The 16,529-nt window shown below is 60.7% G+C and carries 14 protein-coding genes; 5 read left to right on the plus strand and 9 right to left on the minus strand.

Features of this window, described 5'->3' with window-relative positions; translation table 11 throughout:
* Nucleotides 1–49: 49 nt before the first annotated feature.
* The 4 genes from gyrB to dnaA all read right to left on the minus strand — a co-directional run bounded on the left by gyrB (nucleotide 50) and on the right by dnaA (nucleotide 6,308).
* Nucleotides 50–2,470, minus strand: coding sequence for a DNA topoisomerase (ATP-hydrolyzing) subunit B (gyrB, locus tag A9O65_RS08265; protein WP_064701847.1), 2,421 nt, complete (start codon nucleotides 2,468–2,470; stop codon nucleotides 50–52).
* 11 nt (nucleotides 2,471–2,481) lie between these two features.
* Nucleotides 2,482–3,597, minus strand: coding sequence for a DNA replication/repair protein RecF (gene recF / locus A9O65_RS08270; RefSeq protein ID WP_064701900.1), 1,116 nt, complete (start codon nucleotides 3,595–3,597; stop codon nucleotides 2,482–2,484).
* A gap of 69 nt (nucleotides 3,598–3,666) precedes the next feature.
* The gene (gene dnaN, locus A9O65_RS08275; protein WP_064701848.1) at nucleotides 3,667–4,770 is read right to left on the minus strand and encodes a DNA polymerase III subunit beta; all 1,104 of its coding nucleotides are present in this window, start codon (nucleotides 4,768–4,770) and stop codon (nucleotides 3,667–3,669) included.
* A gap of 74 nt (nucleotides 4,771–4,844) precedes the next feature.
* On the minus strand, nucleotides 4,845–6,308 hold the full coding sequence (dnaA, locus tag A9O65_RS08280; RefSeq protein WP_064699906.1) for a chromosomal replication initiator protein DnaA: 1,464 nt from the start codon (nucleotides 6,306–6,308) through the stop codon (nucleotides 4,845–4,847).
* 514 nt (nucleotides 6,309–6,822) lie between these two features.
* Between dnaA and rpmH the strand changes: the two genes are divergently transcribed.
* The 4 genes from rpmH to mnmE all read left to right on the plus strand — a co-directional run bounded on the left by rpmH (nucleotide 6,823) and on the right by mnmE (nucleotide 10,736).
* Entirely contained in the window at nucleotides 6,823–6,957 is a 135-nt protein-coding gene (rpmH, locus tag A9O65_RS08285) for a 50S ribosomal protein L34 (protein ID WP_008959105.1), read from the plus strand.
* Nucleotides 6,958–6,967: 10 nt separating this feature from the next.
* Nucleotides 6,968–7,366 (plus strand): ribonuclease P protein component, encoded by a 399-nt coding sequence (rnpA, locus tag A9O65_RS08290; protein WP_073292198.1) that lies wholly within the window; start codon nucleotides 6,968–6,970, stop codon nucleotides 7,364–7,366.
* Nucleotides 7,367–7,570: 204 nt separating this feature from the next.
* A complete protein-coding gene (yidC, locus tag A9O65_RS08295) occupies nucleotides 7,571–9,262 on the plus strand; it encodes a membrane protein insertase YidC (protein WP_064699907.1) in 1,692 nt (563 codons plus the stop codon).
* Between the two features lie 103 nt (nucleotides 9,263–9,365).
* A complete protein-coding gene (gene mnmE / locus A9O65_RS08300) occupies nucleotides 9,366–10,736 on the plus strand; it encodes a tRNA uridine-5-carboxymethylaminomethyl(34) synthesis GTPase MnmE (RefSeq protein ID WP_064699908.1) in 1,371 nt (456 codons plus the stop codon).
* Between the two features lie 114 nt (nucleotides 10,737–10,850).
* On the opposite strand, the gene A9O65_RS08305 is transcribed toward mnmE, so the two are convergent.
* The 4 genes from A9O65_RS08305 to rdgB form a co-directional block, all read right to left on the minus strand.
* Nucleotides 10,851–11,702 carry a 23S rRNA (adenine(2030)-N(6))-methyltransferase RlmJ gene (locus tag A9O65_RS08305; protein ID WP_064701849.1) on the minus strand — a complete coding sequence of 284 codons (852 nt, stop codon included), beginning with the start codon at nucleotides 11,700–11,702 and terminating at the stop codon, nucleotides 10,851–10,853.
* A 94-nt stretch (nucleotides 11,703–11,796) separates the two neighbouring features.
* A complete protein-coding gene (locus tag A9O65_RS08310) occupies nucleotides 11,797–12,468 on the minus strand; it encodes a YiaD family glycine zipper/OmpA-like lipoprotein (RefSeq protein ID WP_425292857.1) in 672 nt (223 codons plus the stop codon).
* Nucleotides 12,469–12,500: 32 nt separating this feature from the next.
* Nucleotides 12,501–13,676 carry a radical SAM family heme chaperone HemW gene (hemW, locus tag A9O65_RS08315; RefSeq protein ID WP_064701850.1) on the minus strand — a complete coding sequence of 392 codons (1,176 nt, stop codon included), beginning with the start codon at nucleotides 13,674–13,676 and terminating at the stop codon, nucleotides 12,501–12,503.
* On the minus strand, nucleotides 13,673–14,281 hold the full coding sequence (gene rdgB, locus A9O65_RS08320; RefSeq protein WP_064701851.1) for an RdgB/HAM1 family non-canonical purine NTP pyrophosphatase: 609 nt from the start codon (nucleotides 14,279–14,281) through the stop codon (nucleotides 13,673–13,675). The genes hemW and rdgB overlap by 4 nt, the downstream gene beginning before the upstream one ends.
* 321 nt (nucleotides 14,282–14,602) lie before the next feature.
* Between rdgB and A9O65_RS08325 the strand changes: the two genes are divergently transcribed.
* Nucleotides 14,603–15,298: a LuxR C-terminal-related transcriptional regulator gene (locus A9O65_RS08325; RefSeq protein WP_064701852.1), complete on the plus strand. Its 696-nt coding sequence runs from the start codon at nucleotides 14,603–14,605 to the stop codon at nucleotides 15,296–15,298.
* Here A9O65_RS08325 and A9O65_RS08330 read toward each other — a convergent pair.
* Nucleotides 15,280–16,521, minus strand: a complete 1,242-nt coding sequence (locus tag A9O65_RS08330; RefSeq protein ID WP_064701853.1) for a P-loop nucleotide/nucleoside kinase family protein — start codon at nucleotides 16,519–16,521, stop codon at nucleotides 15,280–15,282. The two genes, A9O65_RS08325 and A9O65_RS08330, sit on opposite strands and share 19 nt — an antisense overlap.
* Between the last annotated feature and the right edge of the window lie 8 nt (nucleotides 16,522–16,529).

Below are 16,529 nucleotides of genomic sequence, written 5' to 3' on the forward strand. Positions count from 1 at the left end.
CGGCCCCAAGCAATGTTTCACGTGAAACATCCCGAGGCGAGCCTATTGGCTAGATATCCAGGTTGGCCACCAGCGCATTCCGCTCGATAAAGTCGCGACGCGGCTCGACCTCGTCACCCATCAGGGTATTGAACATCATGTCAGCCGCCACTGCGTCCTCGATGGATACTCGCAGCATACGACGAGTATTCGGGTCCATGGTGGTTTCCCACAACTGCTCGGGATTCATCTCACCAAGCCCCTTGTAGCGCTGGATCGACAGGCCACGCTGCGCTTCATTCATCAACCATTCCAGCGCATCGTAGAAACTGCCAACCGACTTCTTGCGCTCACCGCGAGCGACGTAGGCCCCCTCTTCGAGTAGACCATCCAAAGTTTCACCAAGCCCGGCAATGGCTCGATAATCCGCACTGGTAAAGAAGTCGACCCCCCAGACATAATCCGAAGTGACGCCGTGTGCGACCAGGGACACAGCGGGCAGATAAAGGCCTCTCTCACTGTCTTCTTCCAGGCGGAATGTATAGCGAGGACCGCCCTCGTAAGAGACGATGGCATTCATCTCCGCTTGCAGGTATTCGATCCAGTTCTGCATGGTCACACGATCACGCAGGCTCTCCTCGCCTTCCAGCTTGGCTGCATGGACGATCTTGCGCAGCACGACGTCGGGATAGACGCGCGACAGACGATCGATCCGGTTCATGACGTCGCGATACTGATTGACCAGGCTTTCCAAGCCCGCGCCCTCGATGCCGGGCGCGTCGCTGTTGACATGCAAGCGAGCCCCATCGAGCGCCGTCGCAGTCAAATAGTCGGTCAGAGCCTGTTCATCCTTTAGATAGCTTTCCTGCTTGCCACGCTTGATCTTGTAAAGCGGTGGTTGCGCGATGAAGACATGCCCGCGCTCGATCAACTGCGACATCTGACGGAAGAAAAAGGTCAACAACAATGTACGGATGTGCGAGCCATCGACATCAGCGTCGGTCATGATGATAATCGAGTGGTAACGCAGCTTGTCGGGGTCGAACTCTTCCCGACCGATTCCACAACCCAGGGCGGTGATCAGAGTCCCGACCTCAGCAGATGACAGCATCTTGTCGAAGCGCGCTTTCTCCACATTGAGAATCTTGCCCTTGAGAGGCAGGATCGCCTGGGTACGGCGATCACGGCCCTGCTTGGCGCTACCACCTGCCGAATCGCCCTCGACCAGATAAAGTTCCGACAGACTGGGGTCCTTCTCCTGGCAGTCAGCCAGCTTGCCGGGCAATCCGGCGATATCCAGAGCGCCCTTGCGGCGTGTCATGTCACGCGCCTTGCGCGCTGCCTCGCGCGCCCGTGCCGCATCCAGCATCTTGTTGACGATGGCCTTGGCTTCGTTCGGACGTTCAACCAGGTATTCCGAGAACTGGCGCCCCATCTCTTGTTCCACCGCGGTCTTCACCTCGGAGGACACCAGCTTGTCCTTGGTCTGCGAAGAGAACTTGGGATCCGGGACCTTGACCGAGATGATGGCCGTAAGGCCCTCTCTGGCATCATCGCCCGACGTATTGACCTTGGCCTTCTTCAACAAGCCTTCGGCCTCGATATAGTGGTTGAGCGTCCGGGTCAGCGAGGCACGGAATCCGGCCAGGTGAGTCCCTCCATCGCCCTGTGGAATATTGTTGGTGTAACAAAAGATATTCTCGGCGAAGGTGTCGTTCCACTGCATTGCTACTTCGACACCGACGCCATCCTCGCGCTCGACGTTGAAGTGAAAGACCGGGTTGAGCACCGTCTTGTTGGTGTTCAAGTGGTCAACGAAGGCTTTCAGTCCTCCCTCGTAGTGGAAGAGCTCCTCCTTGCCGGTACGCTCGTCGGTCAAGCGGATCGCCACACCGGAGTTCAGGAACGACAACTCGCGTAAGCGCTTGGCAAGGACATCATAATGGAACTCGATGTTCTGGAAGGTCTCGGGCGACGGGCGAAAGTGTACGCGACTCCCGGTCTGCTCGGTGGTACCGACCACCGCCAGAGGTGCCACGGCCTCACCATGCCGATAGATCTGCTCGTGCACCTTCCCTTGCCGCCAGATCGTCAACTTCAGCTCTTCGGAAAGCGCGTTGACCACCGAGACACCGACACCATGCAGGCCGCCGGAAACCTTGTAGGAATTGTCATCGAACTTGCCACCGGCGTGAAGCACCGTCATGATGACCTCGGCCGCCGACACCCCTTCCTCTTCGTGGATCTCGGTGGGAATGCCACGCCCGTTGTCACGAACCGTGATCGATTCATCCGGGTGGATCACCACGCCAATCTCGCTGCAGTGTCCGGCCAGGGCTTCATCGATGGAGTTGTCCACCAGCTCGAACACCATGTGGTGCAGGCCTGTACCGTCATCGGTGTCGCCGATGTACATGCCGGGCCGCTTGCGTACCGCATCCAGGCCCTTGAGAACCTTGATGCTTGATGAGTCGTAAGCTTGCTCGCTCATTGACTACTCCATCATGAAGTCTGTCTATCCATTGGCAGCAGCTGCCCCTGCCCCACCTCTGTATGTTTCACGTGAAACATCGAAACCGGTGTATCCATATCCCACACGTCATTCAAGGCATTCGGATCGACACTGGTGATAAACGCTTGGCAACGCATGTGCGTCAACCATTCGCAGAAGACACGCCGGTGATCGCCATCCAGCTCCGCTGGCAGGTCGTCGATAAGATATATGCAGGAGCGTCCTGTAAGGCGCTCCAGCAAGCGCCCTTGCGCCAACTTGAGTGCACTGACCACCAGCTTCTGCTGTCCTCTCGACAGGATCTCGATCGCCGGACGCCGCCCCAGGCGGATGCCGAGATCCGCACGCTGAGGGCCCTGTTGCGTGAAGCCCATCTGCTGATCGGTCTCCCTGCCCTGCTCGAGAACGTCGGCAAGATCTCGCTTGCGGTCCCATCCTCGGGCATAGCGCAACTGGAGTTCGGGCAAGGCAATCAACCCATCCAGTGTTTCCTGGAACACGGGGAGAAATGCATCGATCCAGGCGCGCCGCAGCTCATCCAACCGAGCGCCCCAATGAGCCAATTCCCGCTCCCAGGCACCCATTGACGCATCGGTCATTCTACCATGTCTGAGGAGAGCATTCCGATGCTTCAACGCTCTTCGAAAACGCTTCCAGGCATCGAGGAAGTCATGTTTCACGTGAAACACTCCCCAGTCGAGAAACTCGCGGCGCCCCGCCGGGGAGCCTTCCAGGAGGCGGAAGGCATCGGGATTGATGAGTTGCAGGGGCAGGGTCTCCACCAGCTGCGACACACGGCTCACCTTTTCTCCTGCCAGGCGCATTTCCAGTTCATCGCTATCCCGGCGTCGGCGCACGCCTATCGGCAAGGGAGGCTCTCCTGACAAACGCCCATGCAGGATCACGCCGTCCTCTTCATGGGCGATGGCGTGACGCAACTGTCGCGTACGGAAGGAGCGCCCCATGCCTAGCACGTGAATCCCTTCCAGCAAGCTGGTCTTGCCGGTACCGTTATCACCGATGAACAGATTGATTCGGGGACCAGGAGACAGCTCCAGGGCCTGGAGGTTGCGCAGGCCCTGGAAAGCGAGACGATCGAGAGGCATCGAGGACAGGATCCTATTGCCGATGCTCATGGGAAGCCGAACATCGGCACGGGAAAGTCGAAGGTCGTCTTAAAGGCGCATGGGCATGACGACATAAAGCGCATCGCCACCACCCGGTTCCTCGAGCAGAGCACTGCTGTTGGGGTCGGCCAGGGTCAACTGCACGCGATCCTCGTCCAGCACGCTGAGAACATCGACCAGGTAACCGACATTGAAGCCGATCTCCATGGCCGGCCCAGCGTATTCGACGCCAACGTTCTCCTCGGCTTCTTCCTGCTCGGGATTGTTGGCCATGACGCGCAGATTGCCTTCTTCGAGATTGAGGCGTACGCCACGATACTTTTCGTTGGAGAGGATCGCAGTGCGCGACAGCACCTGGCGCAGTTCGGTCCGCTCGGCGATGAGTACCTTGTCCCCGCCCTTGGGCACCACGCGCTCGTAATCGGGGAACTTCCCGTCGACCAGCTTGGAGGTGAAAGTGAAATCCCCGGTGTGGGCACGGATATGCGTCGAGCCCAGCGTCAGGCTCACGGGATCATCGCCGTCATCGAGCAGACGAACGAGCTCCATGATCCCCTTGCGCGGCACGATCAATTTCTGAGCGGGATCCACCTGGATCTCGGCAGAACGCGATGCAACCGCCAGCCGGTGCCCATCGGTGGCCACGGCCCTGACCAGATTGGTGCCGAATTCCAGCAGCATGCCATTGAGGTAATAGCGCACATCCTGCTGAGCCATGGCGAAGGACGTCGCGTCGATGAGGCGCTTCAACGTCCCCCTCGGCAGGCTCAGCTCGACACTGCTCTGGCCATCCTCGATATTAGGGAACTCCGCCACCGGCAGGGTCGAAAGCGTGAAACGGGAACGCCCACTGCGCAGCACCGCTCGATTATCCTCGAGGGCAAGCTGGATCTCGGCCTGGTCCGGCAGTGACTTGCAGATATCCATCAGCTTTCGCGCCGGCACGGTGGCCGAGCCTGCATCGTCCACCTGACTGGCCACGGTGCGACCGATCAGCTCGACTTCCAGATCGGTGCCAGTCAGCGACACTTGATCCTGCTCGACCTGGATCAAGACGTTCGACAGCACCGGCAAGGTCTGACGCCGCTCCACCACGCCGGCGACCAGTGTCAGCGGGCGCAACAGCGCTTCTCGGGAAATGGAAAATTTCATGTCGACTCCACTTCTTGTCCTGGAGGGGTTGTGAGGCCGGCGAGCCGACCGGTCGATCGAGTCATTGGGTGAACTCAGCTCGTCAATAGACGTAGCAGGTTCTTGTAATCCTCGCGAATATCCGCGTTTTCATCCTGTAACGCCTGTACCTTGCGACATGCATGCAACACCGTGGTGTGGTCCCGGCCTCCGAAGGCATCGCCGATTTCGGGAAGGCTGTGATTGGTCAGTTCCTTGGCCAGCGCCATCGCTACCTGGCGAGGCCGAGCCACGGAGCGCGAACGGCGCTTCGACAATAGATCCGACAGCTTGATCTTGTAGTACTCGGCCACCGTTCGCTGGATGTTATCCACGCCAACCTGCTTGTCCTGCAAGGCCAGCAGATCCTTGAGCGACTCGCGGATAAAGTCCTGGGTGATTGCCTTGCCCATGAAGTGGGAGTCGGCGATGACCTTCTTCAACGCCCCCTCGAGCTCGCGGACGTTGGAACGAATCTTCTGGGCAATGAAGAAGGCTGCATCATGCGGCAGATTGACCTTGGCCTGGTCGGCCTTCTTCATCAGGATCGCTACCCGGGTCTCGAGCTCCGGAGGCTCGATCGCCACGGTCAGCCCCCAACCGAAGCGCGACTTGAGACGCTCCTCTACCCCGCTGATTTCCTTGGGATAACGATCCGAGGTCAGGATCATTTGCTGACCACCTTCAAGCAAGGCATTGAAGGTATGGAAGAATTCTTCCTGGGAACGCTCCTTGCCGGCGAAGAACTGGATATCGTCGATCAGCAAGGCATCGACACTGCGGTAGAAGCGCTTGAAATCGTTGATGGCGTTGAGTTGCAGCGCCTTCACCATATCGGCGACGAAACGCTCGGAATGCAGATACACCACCCGAGCGTTCTCGCGACGCACATCCAGGGCGTTGCCGACGGCATGCATCAGGTGAGTCTTGCCCAGGCCGACCCCACCATAGAGAAACAACGGATTATAAGCGCCTCCGGGGTTCTCGGAGACCTGCCGCGAAGCAGCCCGTGCCAATTGGTTGGACTTGCCCTCGACGAAGGTTTCGAAGGTGAAATTATGATTCAGGCCACTGTTGTGTTTGAGGCTGCCCTCGACCTGTACCTGGCGTTCGCCCGAGGAACGACGCGATGCCTCCCCTTCTTCCCTCAACTGGTCGATCTCGGATTCATCCGCCACATCGCCCCGTGGTGGCGTGTGCACGGCAGGCGCTCGAGGCGCCGCCGAGACCGGATCGCCGAGTTCCCGCGGCTGGGGAGCAGGAGCCGCTCGGCGACTGCCCACGGTCAGCACCACCTTTGGGGGCTTGGCAGGCGCCAACTCGCGCATCAGCTCACTGATGCGCTTGGCATACTTGTCACTGACCCAATCGCGCACGAACCGGTTAGGCGCCAACAGGCGCAACTGGTTGGACTCTCCCTCCTCCTCCGCCTGCAATGGGCGGATCCAGGTGTTGAACTGCTGGGAGCTCAATTCATCCTGCAGGGTAGCCAGACACTGTTGCCAGAGAGCGAGCGACACGCAACCTCACCAATCATAGTTTCAAGAACGACCGCACATTGTATCGTCCAGCCCTCGGGTTATCCACATGAAGCCGCGTTTCGATGAACTTTGTGGAAAACCTCTTCCCCCACGTCAGGAAATGACGGGGAGCGATATGGGGATGCATCAGCACTGTGGACAATTGCAGCTTCCATGCAACGGAAAGCCACAGTGGATACACCATCACCCCCAAGGATGTCCACACCACGATCAATACCGTATCCATTTGATATAAAAAATATAAATATACTTATCCACAAAATTTCTCCCCAGCTATAATAACAACCTCATCAATCTATCGTTCTAAATAATAATGATTGAGGCATGAGCCCCTCGCGTCGTGCGTTGCCCGTGAGTCAAGAGGGAATTGCGCCGAGGCCGCGAAATCACTACAATTCCCGGTCTTGAGCCGAATCTCCCCGGGTTTCCGATGGAAACCGGGTGCCTCTGAAATTATCGATCCGTTCCAAAAACCACGTGGGAATAAACAGTTATGAAACGCACTTTCCAGCCCAGCGTTCTCAAGCGCAAGCGCGCACACGGCTTCCGCGCTCGCATGGCCACCAAGAATGGTCGTGCCGTCCTGGCGCGCCGTCGCGCCAAGGGCCGCAAGCGCTTGAGCGCCTGATCGCGAGCGCGTGTCCTATCAGGGCTTTCCTCGGCGGCTGCGCCTGCTGACCGCCGAGGACTATCGACGTGTCTTCGATACGGCAGCTTTCAAGCTTCACGGCAAGGGGTTGATGGCCCTGGCCTCGCCCAACGCATTGGGTCACCCTCGACTCGGCCTCATCTTCAGCAAGAAGAACGTTCGTCGGGCCGTTGATCGCAATCGCCTCAAGCGAATCACGCGCGAATCCGTTCGGCTTCGCCAGCATCGACTCCCCGCCGTGGATATCGTTTTGCTCGCCCGGCGTGGCGTACAGGAGCTGGACAATGAGGTTGTCCATCGCCAATTGCATGGCATGTGGCGACGCCTGGAGCGCGAAGCGCAAAAATCGACGGGCGGCTCCACCAGCCCCTCGACAGACCGCCGATGACCGATGCGGCGCCTCGCCGCCGTCATCGCCCGGAGCTTGCATGCGCCTGATTTCGCCTCTTGCCGCGGAGCTTGACGCCGCCCCCTCGAAAGCGGACGCTCCGCTGACGAATGCCAGCCTGCCCTTGGCAGGCTTTCGCGTATGTCGGGAGAGCACCTCACGCCGCGCCATCGGAATGTTCACCACCCATCGGGCAGACCCCTCATGGACGTAAAACGACTACTCCTGCTGATTCCCCTGGCGATACTCGCCTACCTGATCGTCGTGCAGTGGAATCAGGACTACGGCCAGGCGACCCAAGCGCCGGAGGCCCCGGCCATCACCGACGACTCGCCAGCTTCGTCCCGGGAGACTGGGGAGGCTGACAGTGGCAACCTGTCGGTGCCGTCCGGCGGCACCGGCAACGCCGAGATGGGCAGCGAAATGCCCGGCAGCAAAGCCACCGCTAGCAGCCGTGACCTGGTGGCCGTCACCACTGACGTGCTCGATGTTCGCATCGATCCGCAAGGCGGCGACATCGTGTATGCGGCGCTTCCGCAGCATAAATACGCCGAGAACTCCGACCAGCCGTTCGTGCTGCTTTCCGATAACAGTACGCGCAGCTATGTGGCTCGCTCCGGCCTTCAGCTGGAAGGCCATCAGGGGCGCATCGCCTTCTCCCCCGAGCAGACCGAATACCGGCTGGCCGAAGGGGACGATCAGGTACAGGTGGATCTCCGCGCCACCGTCAATGGCGTGGATGTCATCAAGCGCTTCACCTTCGATCGCGACAGTTACGCCGTGAATGTCGCCTACCTGCTGGACAATCCCAGCGAGACACCGGTAACCGCGCGTTTCGTCGGCCAGCTGGTGCGCGACAACAGCAGCGATCCCTCGAGCGGTCCGAAGATGGGCATGAGCTCCTTCCTGGGGGCCGCCTTTTCCACGCCAGAAGACCGTTACTTGAAGGTCGACTTCGAAGACATCCGCGATGGCAAGTTCAACAATCGCGATGTCGAAGGCGGCTGGGTCGCCATGATCCAACACTACTTCACTTCTGCCTGGGCACCCCCGCAGAACCAGCAGAACCTCTACTACACCGCGACCGACTCGCAGAATCGCAATGTGGCGGCGTTTGCCGGCCCGACCCAGACCCTGGGCGCCCAAAGCGAAGCCACTCTGGCAGCCACGCTCTACATCGGCCCCAAGATCCAGGATCGACTGGAGGCGGTCGCCCCGAACCTTGAACTGACCGTCGACTTCGGGTGGCTATGGTTCATTGCCAACCCGCTGTTCTGGCTGCTCGATCACATCCACGACCTGATCGGCAACTGGGGCTGGTCCATCGTCATCCTGACGCTGCTGGTCAAGACCGCGCTCCTGCCGCTTTCCGCCAAGGCCTACAAGTCCATGGCGCGCATGCGCAAGCTGGGCCCTGAGATGCAGCGTCTCAAGGAACAGTACGGCGACGATCGCCAGAAGATGTCCCAGGAGATGATGAAGTTCTACCAGAAGGAAAAGATCAATCCTCTGGGCGGCTGCCTGCCCATTCTGGTACAGATGCCGGTCTTCATCGCCCTGTACTGGATGTTGCTCGAGTCGGTGGAGTTGCGCCACGCGCCCTTCATGTTCTGGATCACTGACCTGTCGGTGAAGGATCCCTACTTCGTGCTGCCTATCCTGATGGGCGCCTCGATGTTCGTGCAGCAACTACTCAATCCGACACCGCCGGACCCGACCCAGGCGAAGATCATGAAGCTGTTGCCGGTGGTCTTCACGTTCTTCTTCCTGTGGTTCCCGGCCGGGCTGGTGATCTACTGGGTGGTGAACAACATCACCTCCATCGCCCAGCAGTACTTCATCACCCGCAAGATCGAGGCCGACCCCAATGTCGGCAAGGGCATGAAGACCAAGTAGGCTCCTCCGCCCTTTCGTTTCGCCAGACCCCCGCCCTTGCGGGGGTCTGGCGTTTGAGCCCTCCGCCACCGACAATGATGTCGACCCATTCGAGGAATCACCGATGGCCGAACGCCTTTATGCTCAGGACACCATCACCGCTCTGGCGACACCGCCCGGACAAGGCGGCGTCGGCATCATCCGCGTATCGGGCCCTGCCAGCCGTTCGATTGCCGAAAGCGTACTGGGGCACTGCCCTCCCCCCCGAAAGGCCTTCCATGGTCCATTCCGGGGCGAGAACGGCATGCTCGACGAGGGTATCGCGCTGTTCTTCGAAGGCCCTCATTCCTTCACCGGTGAGGACATCCTCGAGCTGCAAGGACATGGCGGTCCAGTCATCATGGACCTGCTGCTGGAGCGCTGCGTGCGCCTGGGAGCAAGACTCGCCAGGCCCGGCGAGTTTTCCGAACGAGCCTTTCTCAACGACAAGCTGGATCTGGCCCAGGCCGAAGCCATCGCTGACCTGATCGAGGCAAGTTCCCGAGGGGCGGCAGAGAACGCCTTGCGCTCGTTGCAGGGGGAATTCTCGAAACGTGTCGAGGCGCTGGTGCAAGAGCTCATCGAGCTGCGCATGTACGTCGAGGCAGCCATCGACTTTCCCGAGGAAGAAATCGACTTCCTCGCCGATGGGCATGTGGCCGGCAAGCTCGCAGCGATTCGCACGAGACTGGCGGACGTCCGGGAAAGCGCCGGCCAGGGCGCACTGATGCGCGAAGGCATGAGCGTGGTGATCGCCGGGCGGCCCAATGCCGGAAAGTCAAGCCTGCTCAATGCCCTCACCGAGCAGGACACCGCCATCGTCACCGAGATCGAAGGCACGACCCGTGACGTATTGCGCGAGCATATCCACCTGGACGGCATGCCGCTGCACGTGATCGATACCGCCGGATTGCGCGACACGCCGGACGCGGTGGAGCAGATCGGCGTGGCCAGGGCCTGGTCGGAAATCGAGAAGGCCGACCGCGTGCTGCTGATGGTGGATGCCACGACCACCGATGCCGTGGACCCCATGCGCATCTGGCCCGAGTTCGTCCAGCGGCTCGCCGATCCGAATCGCCTCACGCTGGTGCGCAACAAGGTCGATACTAGCCAGGAAGCGCCGGGAATCGACTTATCCACAGCCACCCCCATCGTGCGCCTCTCGGCGAAGACCGGTCAGGGTGTGGATAACCTGAAGGAACACTTGAAGCACATAATGGGGTTCTCGGCGACCACCGAGGGGCGCTTTTCGGCGCGACGCCGCCATCTGGATGCCTTGGATCGCGCTGCCACGGCCCTGCAGAACGGCGACGCTCAGCTCTCCGGCCATGGTGCCGGCGAACTGCTCGCCGAAGACCTGAGAGACGCACAGCAAGCCTTGGGGGAAATCACCGGCGAATTCAGCGCCGATGACCTGTTGGGCGAGATATTCGGCAGCTTCTGCATCGGGAAGTAACCGGCGAGCCAATGATCGGCTGGGCGCGCTCGACCATGATGACGCCGACAACCGGTTCGCGGGAGTCCAGGCAATCGCTCATTGATGTATCGCGCGATTGCCGGATGACCGGTTTCACTCCGGAACCCACCAGTCGCCCCGGTAGTGGCTGTCATCGCCCAGCAAGGGCATCAAGCGCGCCATGGCATCCTCCAGACGCCGGTCCAGCCCCCAAGGCGGGTTGATCACCAGCATGCCGCTGCCGTACATCCCTCGTTCCCGCTGGGGCGAAGCCACCCTCAGCTCGCTGCGCCAGATCTTGCGCAGCCCACCGGCCTTGAGCCCCTCGAGAAGCGTCTCGTGCCGTCCCGCGGGCAGCAACGGATACCACACCAGCATCACCCCATGTCGTGCCTTGCGCATGGCTTTGAGCAACGTATCGGCGACATCGCCATATTCCGCCTTGCGCTCGTAGCTCGGATCGACCAGAACGCACAGGCGTGGCGTTGCCACCGGCAAGGCGTCGATCAACCCCGACAGGCCATCGCCGTGTACATGGCGCACCCTGTCGGGCAGCTGCTGCCTGCTCAGGTGATCGTGTTCTCCGGGGTGCAGTTCGAACAACCGAAGCGCATCCTGCTCTCGCAATCGCTGCGCCAGCCACCAGGGCGAACCAGGATAGTGGTCGAGCGCCTTCGGGTTCCGCTGACTCTGGGCGGCAGCCAACCCCTCGAGCCAATCTCCCAGCAGTGGATCTTCGACAAGGCGTTCTCGCGTCTTCCAGAGCCTTTCCGCCCCATCATGATACTCCCCTAGCCGAGCGGTCTCCTCAGCGTCGAGGGGATAACGACCACGACCGGCATGAGTATCTATGTACGTAACAGAAGACTCTTTACGTAACAAATGGTCGACGACGGCAAAAAGCACTAAATGCTTGTGAACGTCGGCGAAATTGCCCGCATGGTAGGCGTGCTGATAGGAAAGCATGGTCCTGAATCCCAAAGTGGGCAAGAAGTGATGGACAAGTAAAGGCCCGCCTCCCCAGGGGGCAGGCGGGCCAACGCAAGGTTCAAGTTCGCGATCAGTTCTGCGTGATGGGCGTCAGAGTCATCTCGACACGGCGATTCTGTGCGCGGCCGGCTTCGGTGTCGTTGCTGGCCACCGGCTGGTTCTCGCCATACCCCTGCATGTTGAGTCGACTGGCCGATACCCCGGACTGGCTCAGATATTGCCCCACTGATTGTGCACGACGCTCGGAAAGACGCTGGTTGTAGCTGGCATCCCCGGTGCTGTCGGTATGGCCAGCGATGTTGATCCGGGTATCCGTGTATTGGTTCAGCACGTTGGAGACATCGTTCAGGGCACTGGTGGCTGCCGGCGTCAGATCGCTGGAATCGAAACCGAAGGTGACGCTGCTCGGCATGTTGAGAACGATGTCGTTGCCCTGACGTTCCACTCCGATGCCGGTGCCTTCCATGCTGCGACGCAGTTGCTCTTCCTGGCGATCCATGTAGGCGCCGATCCCGCCACCGGCGGCAGCCCCCGCGGCAGCACCGATCAGGGCACGGTCGCGTCGACTGGTACTGCCATCACCGGTCAAGGCACCGGCAGCGGCCCCGATCGCCGCACCGATGGCAGCACCGGTTCCCGTCTGGTTGCGCTGCGTCTGGCCGCTGTACGGATCCGTGGTGGTGCAACCCACCAGCAGTGCGGCGGCCGACAGAGCCACGAGCGGACGAAGAGGTTTCATCATGGGATAACTCCTTGTGAAAGGGATGGCGTCCTTCATGTATCGGCTTCACTGATGAGAGCCAACAACTCGTTCAAGAATAATAGACCTCGAGGCGAGGCTTGAAGCCTTCCGGGATCTTCCACCAAAAGTCCTTTTTCCCGAGCTTGTGCCAGACGCGACGCCATGACCTCCGGCGTATACCCAGTATGGGCACGCCAGGTCGCCAGGGAAACGCCATCGACGAGCCGCAGCGCGTTCATGGCGAATTCCAGGGGAAGCTCATCGGGTTCCACCGTGGCACGACCAGCGACGAAGCCGCGAGGATCCCGGCGACGCCTCAGATACGCCTCCGGCTGACGCGCCTTCCAGCGTCGCTCGATTGCCAGCCCATTGTCGGTCCAGGTGCTCAGCTTGCCGTGAGCACCGGCACCGATACCCAGATAGTCACCGAACCGCCAGTAGTTGAGGTTGTGCCGAGCACGCCGGCCCGGACGCGCATAGGCGGATATCTCGTAACGCCCGAGCCCGGCGGTTTCCAGCCGTTCGTGCCCGATATCCTGGATATCCCAGAGCACCTCTTCCTCCGGCAGTGTCGGCGGCCGGGAGTGGAATTCGGTATTGGGCTCGAGGGTGAGTTGATACCAGGAAAGATGCTCGGGCGAAAACGTCAGGGCCCGGTCCAGGTCAGATAGCGCCAGTTCGACCGTCTGGCCGGGCAGCCCATGCATGAGATCGATATTGAGGTTATCGAAGCCGGCATCACGGGCTTCCTCGATGGCGGCTTCGGCATCGGCGCCGCCATGGATGCGTCCCAGGGCGGCAAGCTGGTCGTCCTGAAAGCTCTGGACCCCAAGCGAGAGCCGATTGATTCCCGCCTCTCGATATCCCGCGAAGCGGCCGCGCTCCAGCGTACCGGGATTGGCCTCGAGGGTGATCTCGATATCCGAGGCCAATGGCAGTCGAGCGGCCAACGCCTCGAGCAACCGCCGATAGAAGGCCGGCGCCATCAGACTCGGAGTCCCCCCGCCGATGAATACGCTGACGATCTCGCGCCCGGCGGCCAGCGACAGGTCGGCATCCAGGTCATCGATCAACGCCGCCAGGTATTCCTCTTCCGGCAAGTCGGCGCCCCGCCCCACACCGTGGGAATTGAAGTCGCAGTAGGGGCATTTGCGCACGCACCAGGGCACGTGCACATAGAGCGCCAGGGGCGGAAGACGGTCGATCATGGTGACCACGCCGTATCGGACAAGGCATCCACCAGGGCATGAAGGGCGCGGCCACGATGACTCAGGCGATTCTTCTCCGAAGCCGACAGTTCGGCTGCCGACATCTTCTGATCCGGCACCCAGAACAGGGGATCGTAACCGAAACCTCCCTCGCCGCGGGGATGGGCCAGAATCTCACCGTCCCAGTATCGCTGGACGATCAGCGGTACCGGGTCCTCGGCATGGCGCAGCAGCACCAGCACGCACCAGTAACGGGCATGGCGATACCCCTCGGGGACGTCACTCAATGCCTCCAGGAGGTACTGATTGTTGCGCTCGTCGTCCTTGGGCTCCCCGGCGAAGCGCGCGGAATAGATACCGGGACGCCCCTGCAAGGCATCGACGGCAAGCCCGGAATCATCGGCCAGGGCCGGCGCACCACTGACACGGCTGGCCTCGCGAGCCTTGAGCAAGGCGTTCTCGACGAAGGTCAATCCTGTCTCCTCGACCTCGTCGACGGCAAACTCCGACTGTGGCCTGACGTCGAAGCCCAAGGGGGAGAGAAGCTGGTGGAACTCGCGTAGCTTGCCAGCATTACCGCTGGCCAGTACCAGATGCTTGGACATGTCGTGCGCTCTTGCGAATGAAAGACGAAAAAAAGCGATGCTGCATTCTACGAGCCATGGAAAGGAGAGGAAACGCTCGCGACAGGTCGCGGAAGCTGACGCGCCAGGGAAGAAAACATTAGAAAATGATCACTTATCCCGAGATACCGACATATTATTTAACTTTGCTGGGCACCCCGTTGCATTCAGGATAGAAAACAGGGCATGAATCGACGAGCTGGCTTCCAGCGCCAGGCAGGACAGCGGTGATGACGCCGTGTTGGGACCATGCATCCTGGCCACGAGTCGAAACGATTGTTCTGTCACGCCAAGGACGCTCCCATGGACAAGGACCACCGTTCCCTGCTTCTGGTCACCGAACCCAGCCCACAGTCCCAGCTGTTCGTCGACTATCTGCGCCAACAGCTCGATTGCCCCGTTGCGCTCGTCCTTCCTCGATCGAGGCCGGTGACACCCGCGCCATCTTCCTCGTTGATATTGCTGGACGTCGATCACCTGGATGACGCCTCGCTACAGGCCTGGTACACCGATCATGCCGGCCAGCCTGGCGTGTCGCAGGCCGTATTCAACCTCAGGGACGAGGATCGGGCTGCCGAACTACTGACCACCATGCACCTGCAAGGTGTCTTCTATCGTCAGGACGACCTGTCCCTGATCTGCAATGGATTGAAAACCCTAATGGAAGGGCATCCCTGGATGTCCCGGTCATTGATGGCACGCCTGCTGGAATTCCTGCGCCAGCAGCAGCGGAACGTCTATCGTCCGACATACGGCCTCACTCAACGGGAACGGGAGATCATCGGTCTGCTGGGTTCCGGTGCCTCCAACCATGAGATCGCCGAACGCCTGGCCATCAGCGAGCACACTGTGAAGTCACACCTCTACAACACCTTCAAGAAGATCGGCGTCAACACAAGGGGGCAAGCGGTGCGCTGGGCCTGCCAGCACCTCGGTACGCCGCCCCTTTACCTCGAACGCCAAGCTGAAACCGGGCCACCTCAGCGCACGTGCTCCTGAATCAGCCCGGCCAATGTCTCGGCGGCATTGTCGGCGGTCGTATCCAGCCTGACCAGCAGCAGGCGTTCCTCGTCGGTGAAATCTTCGAAGGCCTCGCATTGGCGGGCCAGGATAGCAAGGCTCTCTTTGGCGGGGACGTCCTGACGGGCAGCCCGCTTGGTAATGCGTCGCTCCAGGGTGGCCTCATCGGCCTCGAAACTGATCAACAGCACAGGCAAACCCCGGCCTTCGGCCTGATGACGCAGCAGATCACGTTGCTCGCGCTTGAGGCAGGTGCCATCAATGCAGACCGGTAATCCGGCATCCAGCAAGGCACCGGCACACTTTGCCAGGCGGCGATAGGTGCGCTCCGTGGCGGTCCTGGAAAAGATGTCCACACCCCCTTCGCTTCTTTCCGCCTGTGGATGAATTCCATGTACCCGACGTCTCTCCACATCCGAGCACAAGCGAATCGCCCCCAGCCGACTCACCAGAGTGCGCGTGAAACGACTCTTGCCACTGCCGGCCACGCCAACGCCGATCACCAGAGGCGGAAAGCGGAACTCGGTATATCGCTCGGCAAGTTCGATATACCGACGACAGGCACTCATTGTCTCCGCCAGCAGCGCCGGCTGCTCGTCATCGCCGGCTTCCGCGCGACGCCGCAAGGCCCGGCGCGCACCGGAAAGACACTCGATGACGCGGAAGACCGGCAACAGGCGTGGCAGCTCATAGTCCCCGGAAAGACGCAAGTAGCCATCCAGGGCCTGATGTGAGAGCCGACCCTCATCGCGAACCTCGAGGCCCACCAACAGCGATGCCACGTCGCTGGCCGGATCGAGAGGCCCTTCGGCGCCGGCGCCGTCGAGATCGCGATCAATGGCATTGGCCATCAGGACGCGTCCTTCATCGAGCAATCGGCTACAGGGATGGGCACGAGCCCAGCTTTCGGGCAACAGCAAGCCATTGCGCGAGTTCAGCAACGGGTCGAGACGAGTGATGTTCTCATCGAGCCAGCGAGCCAGATCGGACAACCGGAGACGATCCTCGTCACCGCTCATCAGAGACTCCAGGGCCTGTATCTCGATATCCATCCGTTCACGGACCGCCCGAGTCGCGAGCGATGCATCGTCCTTCGTGTCCTGCCCATGCTCACCATGCCAGGCACAGAGGGACGGGAGCAGCGACGCAAGATCAAGATCGCTTTCTCGAGGCAGGGTTTCGTGGGGCTGTCGCTGGCTCATCGCCTGTC

The sequence above is a fragment of the Halomonas caseinilytica genome (assembly GCF_001662305.1).
Lineage (GTDB): Bacteria > Pseudomonadota > Gammaproteobacteria > Pseudomonadales > Halomonadaceae > Halomonas > Halomonas caseinilytica.